General features: G+C 69.9%; 13 protein-coding genes and 1 tRNA gene. 7 read left to right on the forward strand and 7 right to left on the reverse strand.

All coding sequences use genetic code 11. The annotated features are described in order from the left end of the window. Positions 1-58 precede the first annotated feature (58 nt). Positions 59-1,216: a branched-chain amino acid ABC transporter substrate-binding protein gene (locus CRP55_RS24620; RefSeq protein WP_097322486.1), complete on the reverse strand. Its 1,158-nt coding sequence runs from the start codon at positions 1,214-1,216 to the stop codon at positions 59-61. Positions 1,217-1,427: 211 nt separating this feature from the next. Beyond that, on the reverse strand, positions 1,428-2,051 hold the full coding sequence (locus CRP55_RS24625; protein ID WP_097322487.1) for an ANTAR domain-containing response regulator: 624 nt from the start codon (positions 2,049-2,051) through the stop codon (positions 1,428-1,430). A 130-nt stretch (positions 2,052-2,181) separates the two neighbouring features. On the opposite strand from CRP55_RS24625, the gene CRP55_RS24630 reads away from it, so the two are divergent. The 3 genes from CRP55_RS24630 to CRP55_RS24640 all read left to right on the forward strand — a co-directional run bounded on the left by CRP55_RS24630 (position 2,182) and on the right by CRP55_RS24640 (position 3,847). Further along, a tRNA-Leu gene (locus CRP55_RS24630) sits at positions 2,182-2,259 on the forward strand. 32 nt (positions 2,260-2,291) lie between these two features. Next, positions 2,292-3,047 (forward strand): LAGLIDADG family homing endonuclease, encoded by a 756-nt coding sequence (locus tag CRP55_RS24635; RefSeq protein WP_097322488.1) that lies wholly within the window; start codon positions 2,292-2,294, stop codon positions 3,045-3,047. 299 nt (positions 3,048-3,346) lie between these two features. Next, a complete protein-coding gene (locus tag CRP55_RS24640; RefSeq protein WP_245923349.1) occupies positions 3,347-3,847 on the forward strand; it encodes a hypothetical protein in 501 nt (166 codons plus the stop codon). A 929-nt stretch (positions 3,848-4,776) separates the two neighbouring features. Here CRP55_RS24640 and CRP55_RS24645 read toward each other — a convergent pair. Continuing rightward, positions 4,777-5,325 (reverse strand): RNA polymerase sigma factor, encoded by a 549-nt coding sequence (locus CRP55_RS24645; protein ID WP_097322489.1) that lies wholly within the window; start codon positions 5,323-5,325, stop codon positions 4,777-4,779. Between the two features lie 186 nt (positions 5,326-5,511). On the opposite strand from CRP55_RS24645, the gene CRP55_RS24650 reads away from it, so the two are divergent. After that, positions 5,512-6,321 carry a hypothetical protein gene (locus tag CRP55_RS24650; protein WP_245923350.1) on the forward strand — a complete coding sequence of 270 codons (810 nt, stop codon included), beginning with the start codon at positions 5,512-5,514 and terminating at the stop codon, positions 6,319-6,321. Positions 6,322-6,420: 99 nt separating this feature from the next. On the opposite strand, the gene CRP55_RS24655 is transcribed toward CRP55_RS24650, so the two are convergent. Further along, positions 6,421-7,305 carry an acyl-CoA thioesterase gene (locus CRP55_RS24655; RefSeq protein ID WP_097322490.1) on the reverse strand — a complete coding sequence of 295 codons (885 nt, stop codon included), beginning with the start codon at positions 7,303-7,305 and terminating at the stop codon, positions 6,421-6,423. Next, a complete protein-coding gene (pyk, locus tag CRP55_RS24660) occupies positions 7,302-8,738 on the reverse strand; it encodes a pyruvate kinase (RefSeq protein WP_097322491.1) in 1,437 nt (478 codons plus the stop codon). Before pyk ends, CRP55_RS24655 begins: the two co-directional genes overlap by 4 nt. Before the next feature lie 257 nt (positions 8,739-8,995). On the opposite strand from pyk, the gene CRP55_RS24665 reads away from it, so the two are divergent. From CRP55_RS24665 to CRP55_RS24675, 3 genes are read left to right on the forward strand one after another with little or no spacing between them, the layout of a single operon-like run. Beyond that, complete coding sequence (locus CRP55_RS24665; protein WP_097322492.1) at positions 8,996-11,920, forward strand: HD domain-containing protein; 2,925 nt, start codon at positions 8,996-8,998, stop codon at positions 11,918-11,920. Beyond that, positions 11,905-12,384, forward strand: coding sequence for a hypothetical protein (locus tag CRP55_RS24670; protein ID WP_218854694.1), 480 nt, complete (start codon positions 11,905-11,907; stop codon positions 12,382-12,384). The genes CRP55_RS24665 and CRP55_RS24670 overlap by 16 nt, the downstream gene beginning before the upstream one ends. After that, complete coding sequence (locus CRP55_RS24675) at positions 12,381-12,809, forward strand: NUDIX domain-containing protein (RefSeq protein ID WP_097322493.1); 429 nt, start codon at positions 12,381-12,383, stop codon at positions 12,807-12,809. The genes CRP55_RS24670 and CRP55_RS24675 overlap by 4 nt, the downstream gene beginning before the upstream one ends. 31 nt (positions 12,810-12,840) lie before the next feature. On the opposite strand, the gene CRP55_RS24680 is transcribed toward CRP55_RS24675, so the two are convergent. Both CRP55_RS24680 and gltB read right to left on the reverse strand, forming a co-directional pair. Continuing rightward, positions 12,841-14,313, reverse strand: coding sequence for a glutamate synthase subunit beta (locus CRP55_RS24680; RefSeq protein WP_097322494.1), 1,473 nt, complete (start codon positions 14,311-14,313; stop codon positions 12,841-12,843). After that, positions 14,306-18,838 carry a glutamate synthase large subunit gene (gene gltB, locus CRP55_RS24685; RefSeq protein ID WP_438865817.1) on the reverse strand — a complete coding sequence of 1,511 codons (4,533 nt, stop codon included), beginning with the start codon at positions 18,836-18,838 and terminating at the stop codon, positions 14,306-14,308. The genes CRP55_RS24680 and gltB overlap by 8 nt, the downstream gene beginning before the upstream one ends. Positions 18,839-18,895 lie beyond the last annotated feature (57 nt).

The raw sequence follows: 18,895 nt of genomic DNA on the forward strand, positions 1-18,895 counted from the left end.
GAGCTCCCGACCGCACGTTTCGCAGCTCAAACAAACCGTCAGAGAAGACCCGTCAAGGTCAGCTCTTCGGCGCCTCCTGGTCGGCCACGATCTTGCCGCCCGCGACCTTGTACGCCCAGATCGCCACCGCGGACGGGTCGATCTCGCCGTTCTCCTGGAACTTGAAGCTGGTGGTCACGCCCTGGCCGGTGTAGCCGTCGACGAAGGTCTCCAGCTTCTCCCGGGTCGAGTTGCCCGCCTTGATGCCCGCCAGCAGGATGTTCGCGGCGTCGAAGGCCTCCGCGCTGTACGTGCCGGCGTCACGGCCGACAGCGGCCTTGTAGTCGGCCGCGAACGTGCCGCCCGCCTTCTCCGGCGGAACACACGGGCAGGTCAGGATCGCGCCCTCGGCGTTGGCGGCACCGGCGCCGTCGACGAACGCCTGGTCCTTCACACCGTCGCCGGCGACGAACTTCGCCTTGCCGCCCGCGTCGCGGTACTGCTTCAGGAACGGCGCGGCCTCACGGTAGTAACCGCCCCAGAAGATCGAGTCGGCGCCCGAGCTGTTGATCTGGGTGACCAGCGCGCCGAAGTCGGTCTGCTGCTCCTTGACCACGGCGTTCGCCGTCACGACCGAGCCCAGCGTCTTCTTCACCTGGTCGGCGAGGCCCTTGCCGTACTCCGAAGCGTCGTCCACCACGAAGGTCTTCTGGACCTTCATGACGTCCTTCATGTAAAGCGCCAGGCCAGGACCCTGCGAAGCGTCGTTGCCCAGAGCGCGGTGGAACGTCTTGTCACCCTGGTCCGCCAGCGCCGGGTTGGTCGCCGACGGCGTGATGATCACGACGCCTTCCTTGCTCATGATCGGGTTGGCCACCTTGGACTCACCCGAGAAGGCGGGGCCGACCACACCGAGGATCTTGGCGTCCTGAACGACGGACGTCGCGAGGCCGGACGCCTGCGCCGGGTCACCCGCCGAGTCCTTCTCGACCAGCTCGACCTTGCAGTCGGCGTTGGCCTTGTTGTATTGGTCGACGGCGAGCTTCGCGCCGTCGCGGATGTTGATGCCGAGCTGCGCGTTACCGCCGGTCAGGGCGCCGAAGAACGCGATCTTGCTGCCACAGGCAGCCGCGTCCGTCGAGTCGCCTCCGTCGTCATCGCTGGCACAGGCCGCCGCGCCCAAAAGAAGGCCGACCATAGCCACGCCGCCGATGGCTCGTGCGAGAGACTGCCTCAAGGTTGGAACCCTCCTCCATACCGAACCCACCGAGCCACTGGCGGCCGATTGGCACTTGCGTACCGACGCAACCACGCCGTGCCCCGTTATGGGCCGGGACGCTATCCCAGGTTCCCGGGCTGCCAAAAGACTTCGATCGGGCTTTCATCGAACCGTTACGTCTCGTGACGCCTCAGTCGGAGGAGGTGTTACAACCGCAGTACCCGAAAGATCAACTTTCGGGGACCTCGGCCTCGCCGGCCTCCTGACCCTCCGCCAGGATCCGGTCGGCCACCTCACGCATCGTCATCCGGTGGTCCATCGCGGTGCGCTGAATCCACTTGAACGCCTGCGGCTCGGTCATCTGGTACTTCGTCATCAGCTCGCCCTTGGCCCGCTCCACCGACTTGCGCGTCTCGAGACGGTCGGTCAGACCCGCCACCTCGGACTCCAGGGCGGCGATCTCCGAGTACCGCGACAGGGCGATCTCGATGGCCGGCACGAGGTCGGACTTCTGGAAAGGCTTGACCAGGTACGCCATGGCGCCCGCGGCACGGGCCCGCTCGACGAGATCACGCTGGCTGAACGCCGTCAGAATGACCACCGGGGCGATCCGCCCGCCGGCGATCCGCTCGGCGGCGGCCAGCCCATCCATGATCGGCATCTTGATGTCCAGAATGACGAGATCAGGCCGAAGCTCCTCGGCCAGGCGCACGGCGGTCTCCCCGTCACCGGCCTCGCCGACGACGTCGTAGCCCTCCTCCACGAGCATCTCGGCGAGATCGAGCCGGATGAGGGCCTCGTCCTCGGCGATCAACACCCGCTTGCGCTCGGCACCAGCCTGCGAGTCGGCCACAGAACTCCTACCCCCAACGATCCGAAGACACGACACCCCGGTATGCGGGTGTCGCCGCCCTAAGCGTAGTGGGTAGGCTGTCCCTAGCTCAGCACGGCGTGACCATCTCATCGCCAACGCACAGGCGCCTGTCCCCGTAGCCCAATCGGCAGCAGGCAATGGACTCAAAATCCATACAGTGTGGGTTCGAATCCCACCGGGGACACCATAACGTCGTACCCCTGTTCGATAATAAGGGTCATGCATCCGCCGCAGAAACGCGAGCGAGCCCTGAGAATGCGTGCCGAAGAAGTTCCGTTCGGCGAAATCTGCCGCGCCCTCGGATTGTCGCGATCCACCGTCGGACACTGGTTCTACGGTGAACGCGCGCGCCACCGCGCCGAACTCGACGCCGACGTGCGCTGCCCTCGTTGCGCCCGGCCCGCGCGTGATCCCGACGATCAAGGCGCCTACGCCTATCTTCTCGGCCTCTACCTTGGCGACGGCCATCTGGTGACCAGAGCGAAGGTCCCGGTGCTCCGTGTCTACTGCGCGGACGCCTGGCCCGGTTTGATCGAGGAGTGCGAGGCGGCGATGCTCGCCGTGCTCGCCAAGAACGTCCAGCGGGTCCAGAAGACGGGCTGCGTCGGCGTGCAGAGTTATTCGAACCATTGGCCGTGCCTTTTCCCGCAGCACGGCCCCGGGCACAAACACGAACGGCCCATCTATCTGGCCGCCTGGCAGCAGCCGATGATCGACGCGAACGGCGGATCATTCCTGCGCGGCCTATTTCACTCCGATGGCTGCCGTGTTTCCAACCGAATAACGCGCGGCCAGAAGGTCTACACATATCCGCGCTACTGCTTCTCGAACGAATCGGCCGACATCATGCGGCTGTGCCAGCAATCTCTGGACCGTCTCGGCGTCAACTGGCGGATGTGCCGGCGCAACATGCTGTCGGTGGCGCGCCGCGAGGCGGTGGCCCGGCTGGACGAGTTCATCGGCCCGAAGTGGTGACAAGCGCGGTCCCGGCGGAGCCAAAGTGTCGTACCCCTCCTCGAGGATTCGAGAATGCACCCCGCGCATCTCCGAGAGAAAGCCCTCCGCCTGTACGCCGCCGGCGTGCCCTTCTCCGCGATATATCGGCGGCTCGGCTGTCGCGGAACACTGTCGCCTGCTGGCTCTACAACCGGAGCCGTTCGGCAACGAAGATCGACAACCGGTGTCCACGCTGCGACCGGCCCACTCGCAGGGTCGATGACCCTTCGGCGTATGTCTACCTGCTCGGCCAATATCTCGGCGACGGTCATCTGCTGATGACTCAGCGGGTGCCCCTCCTGACGGTCGCCTGCGATCTGCGCTACCCCGGGCTCATCCACGAGGTGTCCTCCGCGATGGAGTCGTGCGGCGCCAAGACGGTGGGATATCAGGAGCGGACGGGATGCGTGAGCGTTCGGGCGCATTGGACCCATTGGCCCTGCCTCTTCCCCCAGCATGGCCCTGGCGTGAAGCACGGCCGCAAGATCGAATTGACGACTTGGCAGCGTGAAGTGATCGACAGGCGGCCGGAGAGATTTCTTCGCGGCCTCTTCCATTCAGACGGCTGCCGCTTCCTCAATACTGTCGAGCGAAATGGGAAGGAATATGCCTATACCCGGTACCAGTTCGTCAACGAGTCCCGCGACATCATGCGACTCTGCCAGCAATCGCTCGACAAGCTCGACATCAGCTGGCGGATGTCGCGGCCCAACACGTTGTCGGTGGCGCGTCGCGAGGCGGTGGCCCGGCTGGACGAATTTGTCGGGCCGAAGTGGTGACCGTTGGTGGTTGAGTGCTCAAGCCCAGCGCGCGGTGTCATGACGGTCGGCCACTCGGCGTGACTCGGGTCGGTGCGGCGGCTACTGACGGTCGCGGCGGGATGGTGGCCTTCGGCTGCTGCTTGGCGGGCTTTGTCGTCGCGATGGACGGTGGGGTGGCTCGCCCTGATTTCGGTGGTTGAGTGCCGCTGTGCGCGGGGCCGCTGGGTTTCGGCGGCGGCTCGCTCGACGGTGGACCTGCCGGTGAAGGTGTCCCTGGCGAAGGTGTCCCCGGCGACGGCACCCCCGGTGACGGCACTGCCGGTGAGGGTGTGCCGGCTGAAGGCGCGGCCGGTGGGGGCGCCGTCTTTGCGGGTGACGACGCTGACTGTCTTACCTTTTCGCAGTAGCGGCCGATGGCGTGTTCGCCGCCGGCGGCGGCGATCAGGGTGCGGCGGTCGTGGCTGCTCAGCGGTGCGGCGCCGCGCCAGGCCTCGCAGCGGGTGAAGGCGGCGAGGTCCGGCGTCGGGGCCGGCCCGGACGGGGATCCGGACTCCCGTGGGGACGGGGTGCCTGTTCTCGGCGCAGGTACGCCCAGCGCCGAGAACAGGCGGTGCGCGTGCTGCTGGGCTTCCTGGGGGAGGTTGCCGGTGCGGGCGGCCACGGCGGTTCCGGTGAGGAGCAGGAGAGCCAGACCGGCCGTGACGGGCACGAGCACGGCCCGGATCCTCGCCGGTCGACGACGACGGCGTGCGGCGCGGGCAGCACGTTTGCGTTCGGCGGTGAAGGCGTCGACCATTTGTTTCTCGCCGCTGAGCTCCGAGGCGGTGGCCGGGGCTCGTGCCGCTTCGATCAGGCGGCGCAGGCCGGGATCACCGACCGCGAGGTCAGTGTCGGTGCTTCTCCGCTTACGCATCGCATGAAGGAGAGCGCGCAGGTGCCGCATTCCGTTACACCCCCTGCCGGCTGGGCTGGGTGCGGTCGCGGACATCGGGGTGGGTGGCGAGGCGCCTGAGCCCGCGCATGGCGGCGATCCGTACGGCACCAGGTCTTTTGCCGAGAATGTCGGCGGTGGTGGCGACGTCGAGGCCGATCACGACGCGGAGCATCACGGCTTCGGCCTGGTCGATGGGCAGTTCGGCGATGAGGGCGACGGCCCAGGCGGTGCCGTCGTTCTCGAGGGTGAGGGTGGCCGCGTCGGAGGCCGAGGCGGCGGCGGGCAGGGGCGGGGTGGGCCGGCGGCGCACCGTGTCGAGGCCCCGGTTGCGGGCGATCCGGAAGAGCCAGCCGCGGAAGGCGGCGAGGTCGCCGTCGAACCGGTCGAGGTCGCGGATGACCTGCAGCCAGGTCTCGCTGGCGGCGTCCTCGGCGTGGTCGCCGGCGATGACGCGCAGGTAGCGCAGGACGCCGGGGTGCAGGCCGCGCCACAGGGTGGCGAAGCCCCGGCGGTCGCCGTCGCGGGCGGCGCGCAGGGCTTCGGCCAGGGGATCGTCGGGCACGGGGTCTCCGGGGGGTGGGGGCGTGCCGTTGATACCCAGGACGGCCGCGATCGATGCGCCCCGGCCGGGAGCGGGCTGTGAATCCGGCTGAACCGCAGGTGGGGTGGGGCGGCGGATGTTGTCATGGTTCGGACACGTTCGGCTGGAGGCCTCATGTTGTGGTCCGGTTCCTCGCCCCTGACGGTCATGCGGAACAGCATGTGGGGTTTTCTGATGTTCGCCGGGGTGGCGTGGCTGGCGATCGGCTGGAGCGTGATGCGCCTGGAGCCGGCGGACGTGGTGAGCGTGGCCGGCCCGGTCATCTTCTTCGGGGCTCTGTGCGAGGCCGTACGGGCTTTGGCCGGCACGCGGACGTGGTGGTTGAACGCGTCGATGGCGGCGCTGTTCACGGCCACCGGCGTGATCGTCCTGCTGGACCGGGACGCGACCTACACGACGCCGGCGTCGCTGATCGGCTGGTTCCTCATGGTGCGGGGCGCGGTCGACGTGGCCGTGGCGACGATGAACCGGGGCGCCGACCGTACCTGGGGCCTGATGTTGTCCCTGGGTGTGGCGCAGGCCGGTCTCGGCTTCTTCGCGTCGAGCCCGCTGTCCCGCGCGGCCGATCCGGTGATCGTCACGCTGGGTGGGCTGGCGATGTTGCGCGCGATCGCCGATCTGGTGACGTCGTTGCGGTTGAGGGAGGTTTCCGCCGTACGGCCGGACGTCCTGAAGTTGTCTCCGGAGCGCGAAGAGGGTGTGGCCGGCTATTCGGCGGGTCTGACCGACTTCGAGGACGCGCCGGAGAAGCCGAGGGCGCGGCATCGGGCGGTGGACGCCGATGCGCGGACCTTCCACGAGGAGGTTGTCAGCACCACGCGCGATCTGGACGCGAAGATCGCGGAGGCGGGTGTGACGGGTACGGCCGCGGCGGCACACCGGCTGCCGCCGGACCGGGACATTCCGGCCGTGCCGGACACCCCGGAGAGCATGGCGGAGGGTGAGCGGCGCCGCTGAAAGCCAGTCTCCCTCGCCCCGCCGGGCCGGGATCCGTCAGTCGGCCAGTCGCCGGGCCGGGATCCCCGCCGGGCGGGGCGTCCGCTCACATGGGGGCCGCTACGCCCGCTCGCCGATGCGGCGCAGCAGGCCCTCCTGGACGGCGCTGGCGATGTGCCGGCCGTCGCGGGTGAACATGCGCCCGCTGGCCAGGCCGCGGCTGCCGCTGGCGGAAGGGCTCGTGCAGTCGTACAGGAACCACTCGTCGGCCCGGAACGGCCGGTGGAACCACAGCGCGTGGTCGAGGCTGGCCCCGATGACCCCGCCGGGACCCCACACCTCGCCGTGCACCGACAGCACCGAGTCGAGCAGCGACATGTCCGACGCGTAGGTCAGCGCGCACGCGTGGATCAGCGGGTCGTCCGGCAGCTTGCCGTCGATGCGCATCCAGACCCGCTGCTGCTCGGTGGCGGCCCGGTCCCCCGGCGGCACCCAGCCCGGCGTGTTGACGTAGCGCACGTCGACCGACTGCGGCGCCGCCGCGAACGCACCCCGCCGCGACGGGTACCGGCGGACCCAGTCGGCCATCGTCTGCACGTCGTCCGGGCCGGGCACGCCGTCCGGCGGCGGCGTGTGGTGGTCGAGCCCTTCCTCGCGGACCTGGAAGGAGGCCGACATGAAGAAGATCGTCTTGCCGTGCTGCTGGGCCGTGGAGCGGCGCACCGAGAACGAGCGCCCGTCGCGGATCGTCTCGACCGTGAACCGGATCGGCTCGGTCGGGTCACCCGGCCGCACGAAGTAGCCGTGCAGCGAGTGGACCGTGCGCGAGGGGTCCACGGTGCGCCCGGCGGCGACCAGGGCCTGGCCCGCGACCTGACCGCCGAACACCCGCTGGGCCCCGGTCTGCGGGCTCGAGCCCTGGAAGGTCGCGTCGTCCAGCTGCTCGAGGTCGAGGATCTCGAGCAGCTGGTCGACGGCGGCCTGTCCGCTGAGCGGCTGGGTCACAGCGAGGCGGGGTCGACGAGGTCGCCGAGCCGGTGCACGCGCAGGGTGTTGGTGGAGCCGGGCGCGTTCGGCGGGGAGCCGGCCACGACGACCACGTAGTCGCCGGGCTTGGCCAGGCCGAGGCCGAGCATCTTGGCGTCGACCTGACGGAACATGTCGTCGGTGTGCTGGACGAAGTCGGTCAGGAACGTCTCGACGCCCCAGGCCACGGCCAGCTGGTTGCGCACCTCGGGGACCGGGGTGAAGGCGTACAGCGGAAGCTCGCAGTGCAGGCGCGAGAGGCGCCGCACCGTGTCGCCGGTCTGGGAGAACGCGACCAGGGCCTTGGCGCCGATGTTCCGCGCGATCTGGGAGGCGGCCACGGTCAGCGCGCCGCCGTGGGTGCGCGGGTCGTGCTGCAGGCGCGGGACCGGGATGGAGCCGGCCTCGGTCGTGCTGACGATCTTGGCCATGGTGCTGACGGTGAGCACCGGGTACTTGCCGACCGACGTCTCGCCGGAGAGCATGACCGCGTCGGTGCCGTCGAGCACCGCGTTGGCGACGTCGGAGGCCTCGGCGCGGGTCGGGCGCGAGTTCTCGATCATCGAGTCGAGCATCTGGGTGGCGACGATGACCGGCTTGGCGTTCTCCCGGCAGAGCTGCACGGCGCGTTTCTGCACCAGCGGCACCTGGTCGAGCGGGAGCTCGACGCCGAGGTCACCGCGGGCGACCATGACGCCGTCGAAGGCGAGCACGATGGCCTCGAGGTGCTCGACCGCCTCGGGCTTCTCGACCTTGGCGATGACCGGGACGATCCGGCCCTCCTCGGCCATGATCTCGTGGACGAGCTTGATGTCGTCGGGCGAGCGCACGAACGACAGCGCGACCAGGTCGCAGCCGAGCCCGAGGGCGAAGCGCAGGTCCTCGGCGTCCTTGTCGCTCAGGGCGGGAACGCTGACGGCGACGTTGGGCAGCGAGACGCCCTTGTTGTTGCTGACCGGGCCGCCCTCGACGACCAGGCAGCGGATGTCGTTGCCCTCGACGGCGGTGACCTGGATGGCGACCTTGCCGTCGTCGATCAGCAGACGGTCGCCGCTCTTCACCTCCTGCGGAAGCTTCTTGTAGGTGCAGGAGACGCGGTCGGCCGTGCCGAGGATGTCGTCGCTGGTGATGGTGACGAGGTCACCGGTGTTCCAGACGTGCGGGCCGTCGGCGAACTTGCCGAGGCGGATCTTCGGGCCCTGCAGGTCGGCGAGGACCGCCACGGCCCGGCCGGTTTGCTCGGCGGTGCTGCGCACGAGGTCGTACACCTTCTGGTGGTCCTCATGGCTGCCGTGGCTGAAGTTCATGCGGGCCACGTCCATGCCGGCTTCGACGAGGCCGAGCATGCGCTCGGGGGAAGCGGTCGCGGGCCCCATGGTGCAGACGATTTTTACGCGGCGTGTCACGGCCATCAGGCTAGTCTCTCTTCCTCATCGGCCTGGCGGCCGACCCCCGTCGCCGGGATGAACTACGTATGTCGGGCGGCGAGGGTCCCCGGGGGTCTCCCAGGCGCGCTGCGCCACCTGCGCGGGCTTCGACGACCGCGCTTGAAGCTTATCGGCCCGGCCGAAGCCCACTCACGTGTACGCCGCAGACCGTTCGGCCATCGTCCTCCAGCGATGCGAGCACTACAGTCCGTATTGCCGTGTTCCTACCCGAAGGAGGCCGCGTGGGCGACTGGGGCCCGCTGGGCGATGTGCTGCGGGCGAAGGCGTCGGACCGCGACCGGGCCAACGTCAAGGACCTGGTGTCGTACGCCCGGGAGCTGCTCAAGCTCGTACGGGAGACGTTCCCGGCCTACACGATGCACGACGAGCGGCACGCCGAGAACGTGATCCGCCTGATGGGCCGGCTGGCCGCGCCCCGCCTCGACCGGATGACGGGCCTGGAGGCGGCGCTGCTGATCCTGGCCGCCTACTTCCACGACGCGGGCATGGCCTACAGCCCCTCCGAGATCGCCGCGATCGGGGAGGAGGACGAGTTCCAGGCGTTCCTCGACGGTCACGACGAGGCGTATGTCGCGACCCAGCGCAACGGCGGCAAGCCGCCCGAGGCCGTGATCGAGCAGTACTGCCGCTCCCGGCACGCCGACCGGGCCCGGCTCCACCTCGACCGTTGCGATCGCCGGCTCCTCCAGTGGGAGGGCAAATCGATCATCGACCAGCTGGAACTGATCTGCCGTAGCCACAACGAGCCCGCGGCCGCCCTGCACGAGCCGCGCTTCCGCACCGACTTCCTCTACCAGGCCGACCTGCGCTTCTGCGCGATCATGCTCCGCCTGGCCGACATCCTCGACCTCGACGACACGCGGGCCCCGCGGGTCATCTACGAGCACCTGGGCCTGGCCGCGCACACGTCGCCGGAGGTGGCCACCAGCGACCGCGAGTGGCACAAGCACCTGGCCTCACGCGGCTTCGAGTTCCCGCCGGCGCCCCGGCCGAACTACACGCTCCAGTTCAGCGCCGAGTCCGCCGATCCCGGCGACGAACATCATCTGCGGGCCTTCCTGAAGGTCATCGAGGACGAGCTGCTCCAGTGCCGCATCGTGGCCGACTTCTGCGACGAGCGCTGGCGCGGCGTCCCCTTGCCGGCCGAGATCGACACGGCCGGCATCCGCGGTGACGGCTACAAGTACGGCGAGTTCCGGTTCGAGCTCGACCGCGCGGCGGTGCTGGAGCTGTTCACCGGCGAACAGCTCTACGACGACCCGTGTGCCTTCGTCCGCGAGCTGCTCCAGAACGCGCTCGACGCGGTCCGGGCCCGCGAGCACCTGTTCGGCCACGAGTCGAGCGGCGTGCGGGTCTCGTGCTGGGAGGACGACGGCGGTTACCTCTGGCTGCGGGTGGACGACGACGGCATCGGCATGGACGAAGCCGCCCTGCGCGGATACTTCCTGCGCGTCGGCCGGTCCTTCTACCAGTCGGCCGAGTTCCAGGCGGCGATGACCCGCAGCGGGCGCGCGGACCGCCCGTTCGGCGTGATCAGCCGCTTCGGCATCGGCGTCCTGTCGTGCTTCATGGCCGGCGACCGGGTCGAGGTGACATCGCGCCCGGCCCGCGGTGGCAAGGCGGTCCGCCTGTCCATCAACCGGCGCCACGACTACTTCGTCGTCCAGGAGCAGGGCATGACGGGCCGCCCGATGCCCGGACCGTCCGGATCAGGGCCGGCCTTCCCCCGCTCCCCCGGCACGAGCGTCGCCGTGCGCATCGACCCCGACCAGACCGGTCTCCTGCTCGGCGATCTGCTCGCGCGGGTGCCCACTTACCTGTTCGCGCCGCCCGTGCCGGTCACGCTCAACGGCCGCCTGGCCAACGAGCCGACCGAACGGCTGATCACCGAACCGATGCTCGACCGGGCCCAGATCGCCGACCTGGACGCCGGCGGCACAGCCGAACCCGGCGCCGAGCTCGGCGGGCTGCGGCTGGCGGCCATCCCGCTGGACCTCACCCGCGACGGGGAATGCGACGAGATCAACGGTCAGCTGCTCCTCTACACGCTCCTGAAACGGGACCGCGAGGAGGAGGGCACCTTCTTCGCGATCGGGCGCCCGCACCTGTTCGAGGAGAGGGACATGGCCACGACCCATGTCCACGTGACGCATTACCGCCGGGGCCGCCGGCGATCGAGGACCGCCATCGCCCTGTCGGATCTCCCCGGTGGCGCGAGCGCCGCGGGGGCCGCCGAGCGGAGAACACCGTGGGGGTACAACGGCATCGCTCTCCCCGGCCTCTCCGACCGCCAGGATCTGCTGGAAGGAGGCGAGGTGTCGAACATGCTGTACGGCTATCTCGACCTCTCGGGAGAGCTGAGGCCGGACCTGACCGTCTCCCGATCGACGATCCGCGCCATCCCGTTTCCCGTCCACTCCGCCGTTCAGCTGGCCACCCGCCGGGCCCTGCGGAAGGCGGTCGCCGGCCACGCGGACCTGGCGAGGGCCATCGCCCGCGACAGCTGCGTCGAGCTGGCCGGGCCGTCGCCGGCCGAGCCCTACACGGTCGCCGCTCTGCGAGCCGATCGGCTCCTGCGCGACGGATCCTGGCGATCGGAACGGCTCGCCGAGTTCCGCGGCCGCAGCGCCGATCAGCTCCGCGCCGATTTCCGCGCGGGAAAGGAGGCGATGGTTCTGCTCCTCCCGCCGGACCCGCGAAAGGTGAACGGCCGACCGCGTTTTCCCTTCGACGACGTCATCGCCGCCGCCGTCCTGCATTTCCACGTCGACGTCGAATGCGTTCCCGACGTGGACATCGCCATGTTGACGGTCCGATCCGATTCCGCTCCGCAGCACCTGCCGGGCGCCGACGCCTTCGCGCCGATGTTCGCGGTGCCCTTCTCGGGTTCTGCCCGACTGGCGCGCGCGAGCCGAATGATGAACGCGCGGCACCCACTGACCCAGTGGCTGACGGCGAACGCCGGCGCCCTGGCCGAACATTTTCCCGCCCTCTTCCAGCGAGTTCTCCGGGTGGCCACGCACCTGGAGGACGTGTCGGAGCTGAATGCCGCCCTCGACCGGGTGGTGCGGGGCGGACGGGTGCCGGCGCCGCCGCCCGAGGCCTATCTGCGGCAGGACAAGAAAGGTTGGTGGTGGTCGCGGTGACGCAGCCGGGCATCGATCGGGCGCAGGCGTTCGAGGTCGAGCGCTACAAATACCTTCTCCAGCAATTGCACACCGTCAACGAGAACGTTTATCGGTTTCTCGCCATTTACCAGACGCTGGCCACGGTTCTCGTCGGGGCGGCGCTCGCCCTCTTCGTACGCTATGACGACTGGAAGATCGAGCGGGAGATCGCGCAGATCGGGATCGTGGCGATTCTGCTTCTCGTCACCGTCATCGCGGCCTTCACGATACTGCTCATCGTGGTCGGGGTGCTGACCTGGCTCGACTACCGGCGTGAGGAGTGTGAGCTGACCGAGGAGGCGGTGCGGCCCGGCTATCGCAAGCCGCCGGATCCGAAGAACTTCTGGCGCTGGTACGAGACGTACATCGTGCTGTTCATTCTCGGTTCTGTGGGTTTCATGTGGGTTGGTGCGGCCCTCGTCCTGCTGCCGGCGATGACATGAGGCCGGGTCACGACTTCATCGGCGTCGGCGTGGGCGCGATGGTCTTCGACGAACAAGGGCGCGTTTTCCTCGCCAAGCGCGGGCCGAAGGCTCGTAACGAGGCCGGCCTCTGGGAGTTCCCCGGCGGCATGGTCGATTTCGGGGAGCGGCTGGCCGACGCCGTGGTGCGGGAGTTCCAGGAGGAGTACGGCATGGCCGTCGAGGTCGTGGGGCTGCTCGGCGTCTCCGACCATCTTCTGCCGGAGGAGGGGCAGCACTGGGTGTCTCCGAGCTTCGTCGCGCTGCACCGGGGCGGCGTTCCTGAGATCAAAGAGCCGGAGAAGTGCACCGAGATCGGCTGGTTCCGGCTGGCCGAGCTGCCGGACGGGCTCACCAAGGCGAGCGTCGACACCCTGGCCGCGTACAAAGCGAATCGGCCCGCCTGACGAGCAGGCGGGCCGATGCGGGAAGCGGAACTCAGACGCTGAGCGGCTGAGCGTCGGCGGGGACCGGCGCCGGCAGCTCGCCGGCGGCGCCCAGGTAGCTGTGGATGGCCGACGCGGCCGAGCGGCCCTCGGCGATCGCCCACACGATCAGTGAGGCGCCTCGGTGCATGTCGCCCGCGACGAAGACGCCCGGCGCCTCCGTCTGCCACTGCGAGTCGGCGTCGAGCACACCCCGGCGGTTGCGGGTGATGCCGAACTGCGAGAGCAGCGGCTGCTCCTCGGTGCCCTCGAAGCCGATGGCCAGCAGCACCAGGTCGGCCTTCAGGTCGCGCTCGGAGCCCGGTGTCGTGGTGACCGTGCGGACGCCGTTGACGCGCTCGACGACCACCTCGGCGATGCGGACCGCGGTCAGCCGGCCCTCGTCGTTGCCGACGAACTCCTGGACCGCGACGCCGAAGACGCGCTCGCCGCCCTCCTCGTGGGCCGGGTAGTTGCGCAGGATCACCGGCCACGTCGGCCACGGGTGCAGCTCGCCGGCCCGCGCCTCGGGCGGCAGCGGGTACTGGTCGAGCTGGATGACGTTGGCCGCGCCCTGCCGGTGGGCCACGCCCAGGCAGTCGGCGCCGGTGTCGCCGCCGCCGATGATGACCACGTGCTTGCCCGCGGCGTCGATCGGGGTGCTGTCCTGCAGGCCCGCCACGACCCGGTTGGCCGGTACGAGGTGCTCCATGGCCAGGTGCACGCCGTTCAGCGACCGGCCGGGGGTGTCGGCCGCGTCGCGGCCGGCCAGGGCGCCCGCCGCCAGCAGCACCGCGTCGAAACGCTCGCGCAGGTCGTCGGCGGTGATGTCGACGCCCACCTCGACGCCGGTCTCGAAGACGACGCCCTCGGCCTCCATCTGGGCCAGGCGGGCGTCCACCACATCCTTCTCGATCTTGAAGTCGGGGATGCCGTAGCGGAGCAGGCCGCCGATCTTGTCGTCGCGCTCGTAGACCGTCACCGCGTGACCGGCGCGGGCCAGCTGCTGGGCCGCGGCCAGGCCGGCCGGGCCCGAGCCGACGATCGCGACGCGCTTGCCCGAGGACTGCGGTGCGGGCTGCGGGCGTACGTAACCGAGGTCGAAGGCGTGGTTGGCGATCTCCACCTCGACCTGCTTGATCGTGACCGGGTCGTCGGCGATGCCGAGCACGCAGGCCGCCTCGCAGGGCGCGGGGCAGAGCCGGCCGGTGAACTCCGGGAAGTTGTTCGTGGCGTGCAGGGCCTCCGCCGCCGCCTCCCACGCACCGGTGCGGACCAGGTCGTTCCAGTCCGGGATGCGGTTGCCCAGCGGGCAGCCGTCGTGGCAGAACGGGATGCCGCAGTCCATGCAGCGGGTGGCCTGGTCGCGGATGAGCTCCTCGCCGGCCGGCGGGTAGACCTCACGCCAGTCCTGGATGCGGACGGGCACCGGGCGGCGCTTGGGCAGCTGCCGCTCGTAGCGCAGGAAACCGTTCGGATCAGGCACTCTTGACCCCCATGACCGCCTCGTCGACGTTACGACCGGCGGCTTCGGCGGTCCTGATCAGTTCCATCACGCGCTTGTAGTCGCGCGGCACCACCGCGGTGAAGCGGGCCACCGCGGTGCCCCAGCCGGCCAGCAGCCGCTCGGCCACCGCCGAGCCGGTCTCGGCCAGGTGCTTCTCGACCAGGCCGCGCACGGTCTGCTCCTCCTCCGCGTTCAGCGGGGTGAGGTCGACCAGCTCCGGGTTCACCTTGGACGGGGCCAGGTCGAGCACGAACGCCTTGCCGCCGCTCATGCCGGCCGCGAAGTTGCGCCCGGTCGGGCCGAGCACCACCACGGTGCCGCCCGTCATGTACTCGCAGCCGTGGTCGCCGACGCCCTCGACGACGGCCTGGCCGCCCGAGTTGCGCACGGCGAACCGCTCGCCGGCCCGGCCGCGCAGGAACACCTCGCCGGCCGTGGCCCCGTACAGGATGGTGTTGCCGGCGATGATGTGCTCCTCGGCCACGAACGGGGCGTCCTCGGCCGGCCGCACGATGACCCGGCCGCCGGACAGGCCCTTGGCCACGTAGTCGTTGGTGTCGCCGATCAGCCGCAGCGTGACGCCGCGGGGCAGGAACGCGCCGAACGACTGCCCGCCGGTGCCGCGCAGGGTGAACTCGATGGTGTTCTCGGGCAGCCCGGCCCCGCCGTACCGGCGGGTCACCTCGCCGCCGAGCATCGCGCCGACGCTGCGGTGGTCGTTGCGGACGCCGACCTCGGCCCGCACCTCGTGGCCGTCGATCAGGGCCGGCTGAGCCAGCTCGATCAGCTTGTTGTCGAGCGCCTTGTCCAGGCCGTGGTCCTGCGCGACGATGCCGCGGCGGGACGCGCCCTCCGGCAGCTCCGGCACGAACAGGACCGGCGACAGGTCGAGGCCCTTGGCCTTCCAGTGGTCGACCGCGGGCAGCACGTCGAGGACCTCGGCGTGCCCGATCGCCTCGTCGATGCTGCGGAAGCCCAGCTCGGCCAGATAGCCGCGGACCTCCTCGGCCAGGAAGAGGAAGAAGTTCTCGACGAACTCGGGACGGCCGGTGTAGCGCTCGCGCAGCACCGGGTTCTGGGTGGCGATGCCGACCGGGCAGGTGTCGAGGTGGCAGACGCGCATCATGATGCAGCCGCTGACGATCAGCGGGGCGGTGGCGAAGCCGAACTCCTCGGCGCCCAGCAGCGCCGCCACGACCACGTCGCGGCCGGTCTTGAGCTGGCCGTCGACCTGCACGGTGACCCGGTCGCGGAGCTTGTTGAGCAGCAGGGTCTGCTGCGCCTCGGCCAGGCCCAGCTCCCACGGGGAGCCGGCGTGCTTGAGCGAGTTCAGCGGCGACGCGCCGGTGCCGCCGTCGTGACCGGAGATCAGGATGACGTCGGCCTTGAGCTTGGCCACGCCGGCCGCGACCGTGCCCACGCCGATCTCGCTGACCAGCTTGACGTGCACGCGGCTGCGCGGGTTCACGTTCTTCAGGTCGTGGACGAGCTGGGCCAGGTCTTCGATCGAGTAGATGTCGTGGTGCGGCGGCGGGGAGATCAGGCCGACGCCCGGGGTGGCGTGCCGGGTCTTGGCGACCCACGGCCACACCTTGTTGCCGGGCAGCTGGCCACCCTCGCCGGGCTTGGCGCCCTGCGCCATCTTGATCTGCAGGTCGTCCGCGTTGACCAGATATTCGCTGGTCACGCCGAAGCGGCCGGAGGCGATCTGCTTGACCGCGGAGCGGCGGGCCGGGTCGTAGAGGCGCTCGACGTCCTCGCCGCCCTCACCGGTGTTCGACTTGCCGCCGAGACGGTTCATGGCGATGGCCAGGGTCTCGTGCGACTCGGACGAGATCGACCCGTACGACATGGCGCCGGTGGCGAACCGCTTCACGATCTCCGACGCCGGCTCGACCTCTTCGAGAGGAACCGGGGTGCGGTCCTTGAACGAGAAGAGCCCGCGCAGCGATCCGGCCTCGGCGGCCAGCTCATCGACCTTCGATGTGTATTTCTTGAAGACGTCGTACTGCTTGGACCGCGTCGCGTGCTGAAGCAGGAACACGGTCTCGGGGTTGAACAGGTGGATCTCGCCCTCACGGCGCCACTGGTACTCCCCGCCGACCTCGAGACGCCGGTGGGTGCGCTCGGCCGGGTTCGACGGGTACGCCTTCTCGTGGCGCGCCTTGACCTCGGCGTGGATGTCGGCCAGGGTCGAGCCGCCGATCCGCCCGTTGGTGCCGACGAAGTAGCGCTGGAGCAGCTTGTTGTCCAGGCCCACGGCCTCGAACACCTGCGCGCCGCAGTACGAGGACACCGTCGAGATGCCCATCTTCGACATGATCTTCAGGACGCCCTTGCCGAGCGCCTTGACGTAGTTGCGGATCGCCAGCTTCGGGTCCAGGCCGGCCAGCGGGCCGGTCGCGATCAGGTCGTCGACCGACTCGAAGGCCAGGTACGGGTTGACCGCGGCCGCGCCGTAGCCGATCAGCACCGCCGCGTGGTGCACCTCGCGGCAGTCGCCGGACTCAACGACCAGCGCCACCTGGGTGCGGGTCTGCTCCCGGACCAGGTGCTGGTGGACCGCCGCGGTGAGCAGCAGCGACGGGATCGGCGCCAGGTCGGCGTTCGAGTCGCGGTCGGAGAGCACCAGGATCCGTACGCCGTCCTCGATCGCCTCCGACACGTGCCGGCAGATCTGGGTGAGCCGGGCCTTGATGCCGGCCGCGCCGTCACGCAGCGGGTAGAGGCCGGAGACCCGGACCGCCTTGAAGCCCGGCAGGTCGCCGTCCTCGTCGATCGAGAGCAGCTTGGCCAGCTCGTCGTTGTCGATGATCGGGTGGGGCAGCACGATCTGCCGGCAGGAGGCCGGACCCGGGTCGAGCAGGTTGGCCTCGGGGCCGATCGTGGTGGCCAGGCTGGTCACCAGCTCCTCGCGGATGGCGTCCAGCGGCGGGTTGGTGACCTGGGCGAACAGCTGGTGGAAGTAGTCGAACAGCAGCCGCGGGCGGGTCGACAGCGGCGAGATCGGCGTGTCGGTGCCCATCGAGCCCAGCGGCTCGGCCCCGGTGCGGGCCATCGGCCCGATGAGGATCTTCAGCTCCTCCTCGGAGTAGCCGAACACCTGCTGGCGGCGGGTCACCGAGTCGTGGGTGTAGATGACGTGCTCGCGCGGCGGCAGGTCGTCGAGCTGGATGAGGCCGGCGTGCAGCCACTCCTCGTACGGCTCGGCGGCGGCCAGCTCGGCCTTGATCTCGTCGTCGTGCACGATGCGGCCGGCCTCGGTGTCGACCAGGAACATCTTGCCCGGCTGGAGGCGGCCCTTGGCGACCACCGTGGCCGGGTCGAGGTCGAGCACGCCGGCCTCGGAGCCGAGCACGACCAGGCCGTCGGAGGTGTGCCACCAGCGGCCGGGGCGCAGGCCGTTGCGGTCGAGCACGGCGCCGATGATGGTGCCGTCGGTGAAGGCGACGCTGGCCGGGCCGTCCCACGGCTCCATCAGGCTGGCGTGGAAGCGGTAGAACGCGCGCCGCTTCGGCTCCATGCCCGGGTCGTTCTCCCACGCCTCGGGGATCATCATCAGCATCGCGTGGGGCAGGCTGCGGCCGGACAGGTGCAGCAGCTCCAGGACCTCGTCGAAGCTGGCCGAGTCGGACGCCTCGGGCGTGTTGATCGGGAACAGCCGCTTGATGTTGCCGGGCAGGGTCTTGGACTGCAGCAGCGCCTCGCGGGCGGCCATCCAGTTCTTGTTGCCGCGGATCGTGTTGATCTCGCCGTTGTGGGCGATGAAGCGGTACGGGTGGGCCAGCGGCCAGGCCGGGAACGTGTTGGTGGCGAAGCGGCTGTGCACCAGGGCGATCGCGCTGGACACCCGGTCGTCGAGCAGGTCGGGGAAGAACTCCGGCAGCTGGTCGGGGGTGAGCATGCCCTTGTAGGTGATGGTCCGCGAGGACAGCGACGGGAAGTACGCGCCGACGCCGCGCTGGGAGGTCTCCCGCTCGGCCTGCTTGCGGATGGTGAAGGCGACCCGGTCGAGCTCGATGCCGCTCAGCCGCACGTCGTCGGAGAGCCGGTGGGCCGAGAGGAACACCTGCCGGATGGCGGGCCGGGCGTCCTCGGCGGTCTGGCCGAGCCCGTCCGGGCGCACCGGCACGTCGCGCCAGCCGAGGATCTCGCCGCCCTCGACCAGGGCGTACTTCTCGACGATCTTGATCGCGCGGGCACGCGCGGCGGCGTCGTTCGGCAGGAAGACCAGGCCGGTCACGTATTCACCGGCGGGCGGCAGCTCGAAGCCGGCGATCGCGCGGTAGAACTCGTCCGGAACCTGGATCATGATGCCGGCGCCGTCGCCGGTGTTGTACTCGGCGCCTCGCGCCCCCCGGTGGTCGAGGCGGATCAGCGCGGACAGGCCCTTGGCGACCACGTCGTGGGAGCGCCGGCCGTAGAGATCGGCAACGAAGGCCACACCGCACGCGTCGCGTTCGGTGGAGGGGTCATAAAGCCCCTGGGGGTGCGGAAATGCCACCGGGCCTCCTGTCGTCACTGGTGTTACGTATCAAGGTCGGGACGACGTCGGCCCTGC

This window comes from Paractinoplanes atraurantiacus (genome assembly GCF_900215205.1).
Lineage (GTDB): Bacteria > Actinomycetota > Actinomycetes > Mycobacteriales > Micromonosporaceae > Actinoplanes > Actinoplanes atraurantiacus.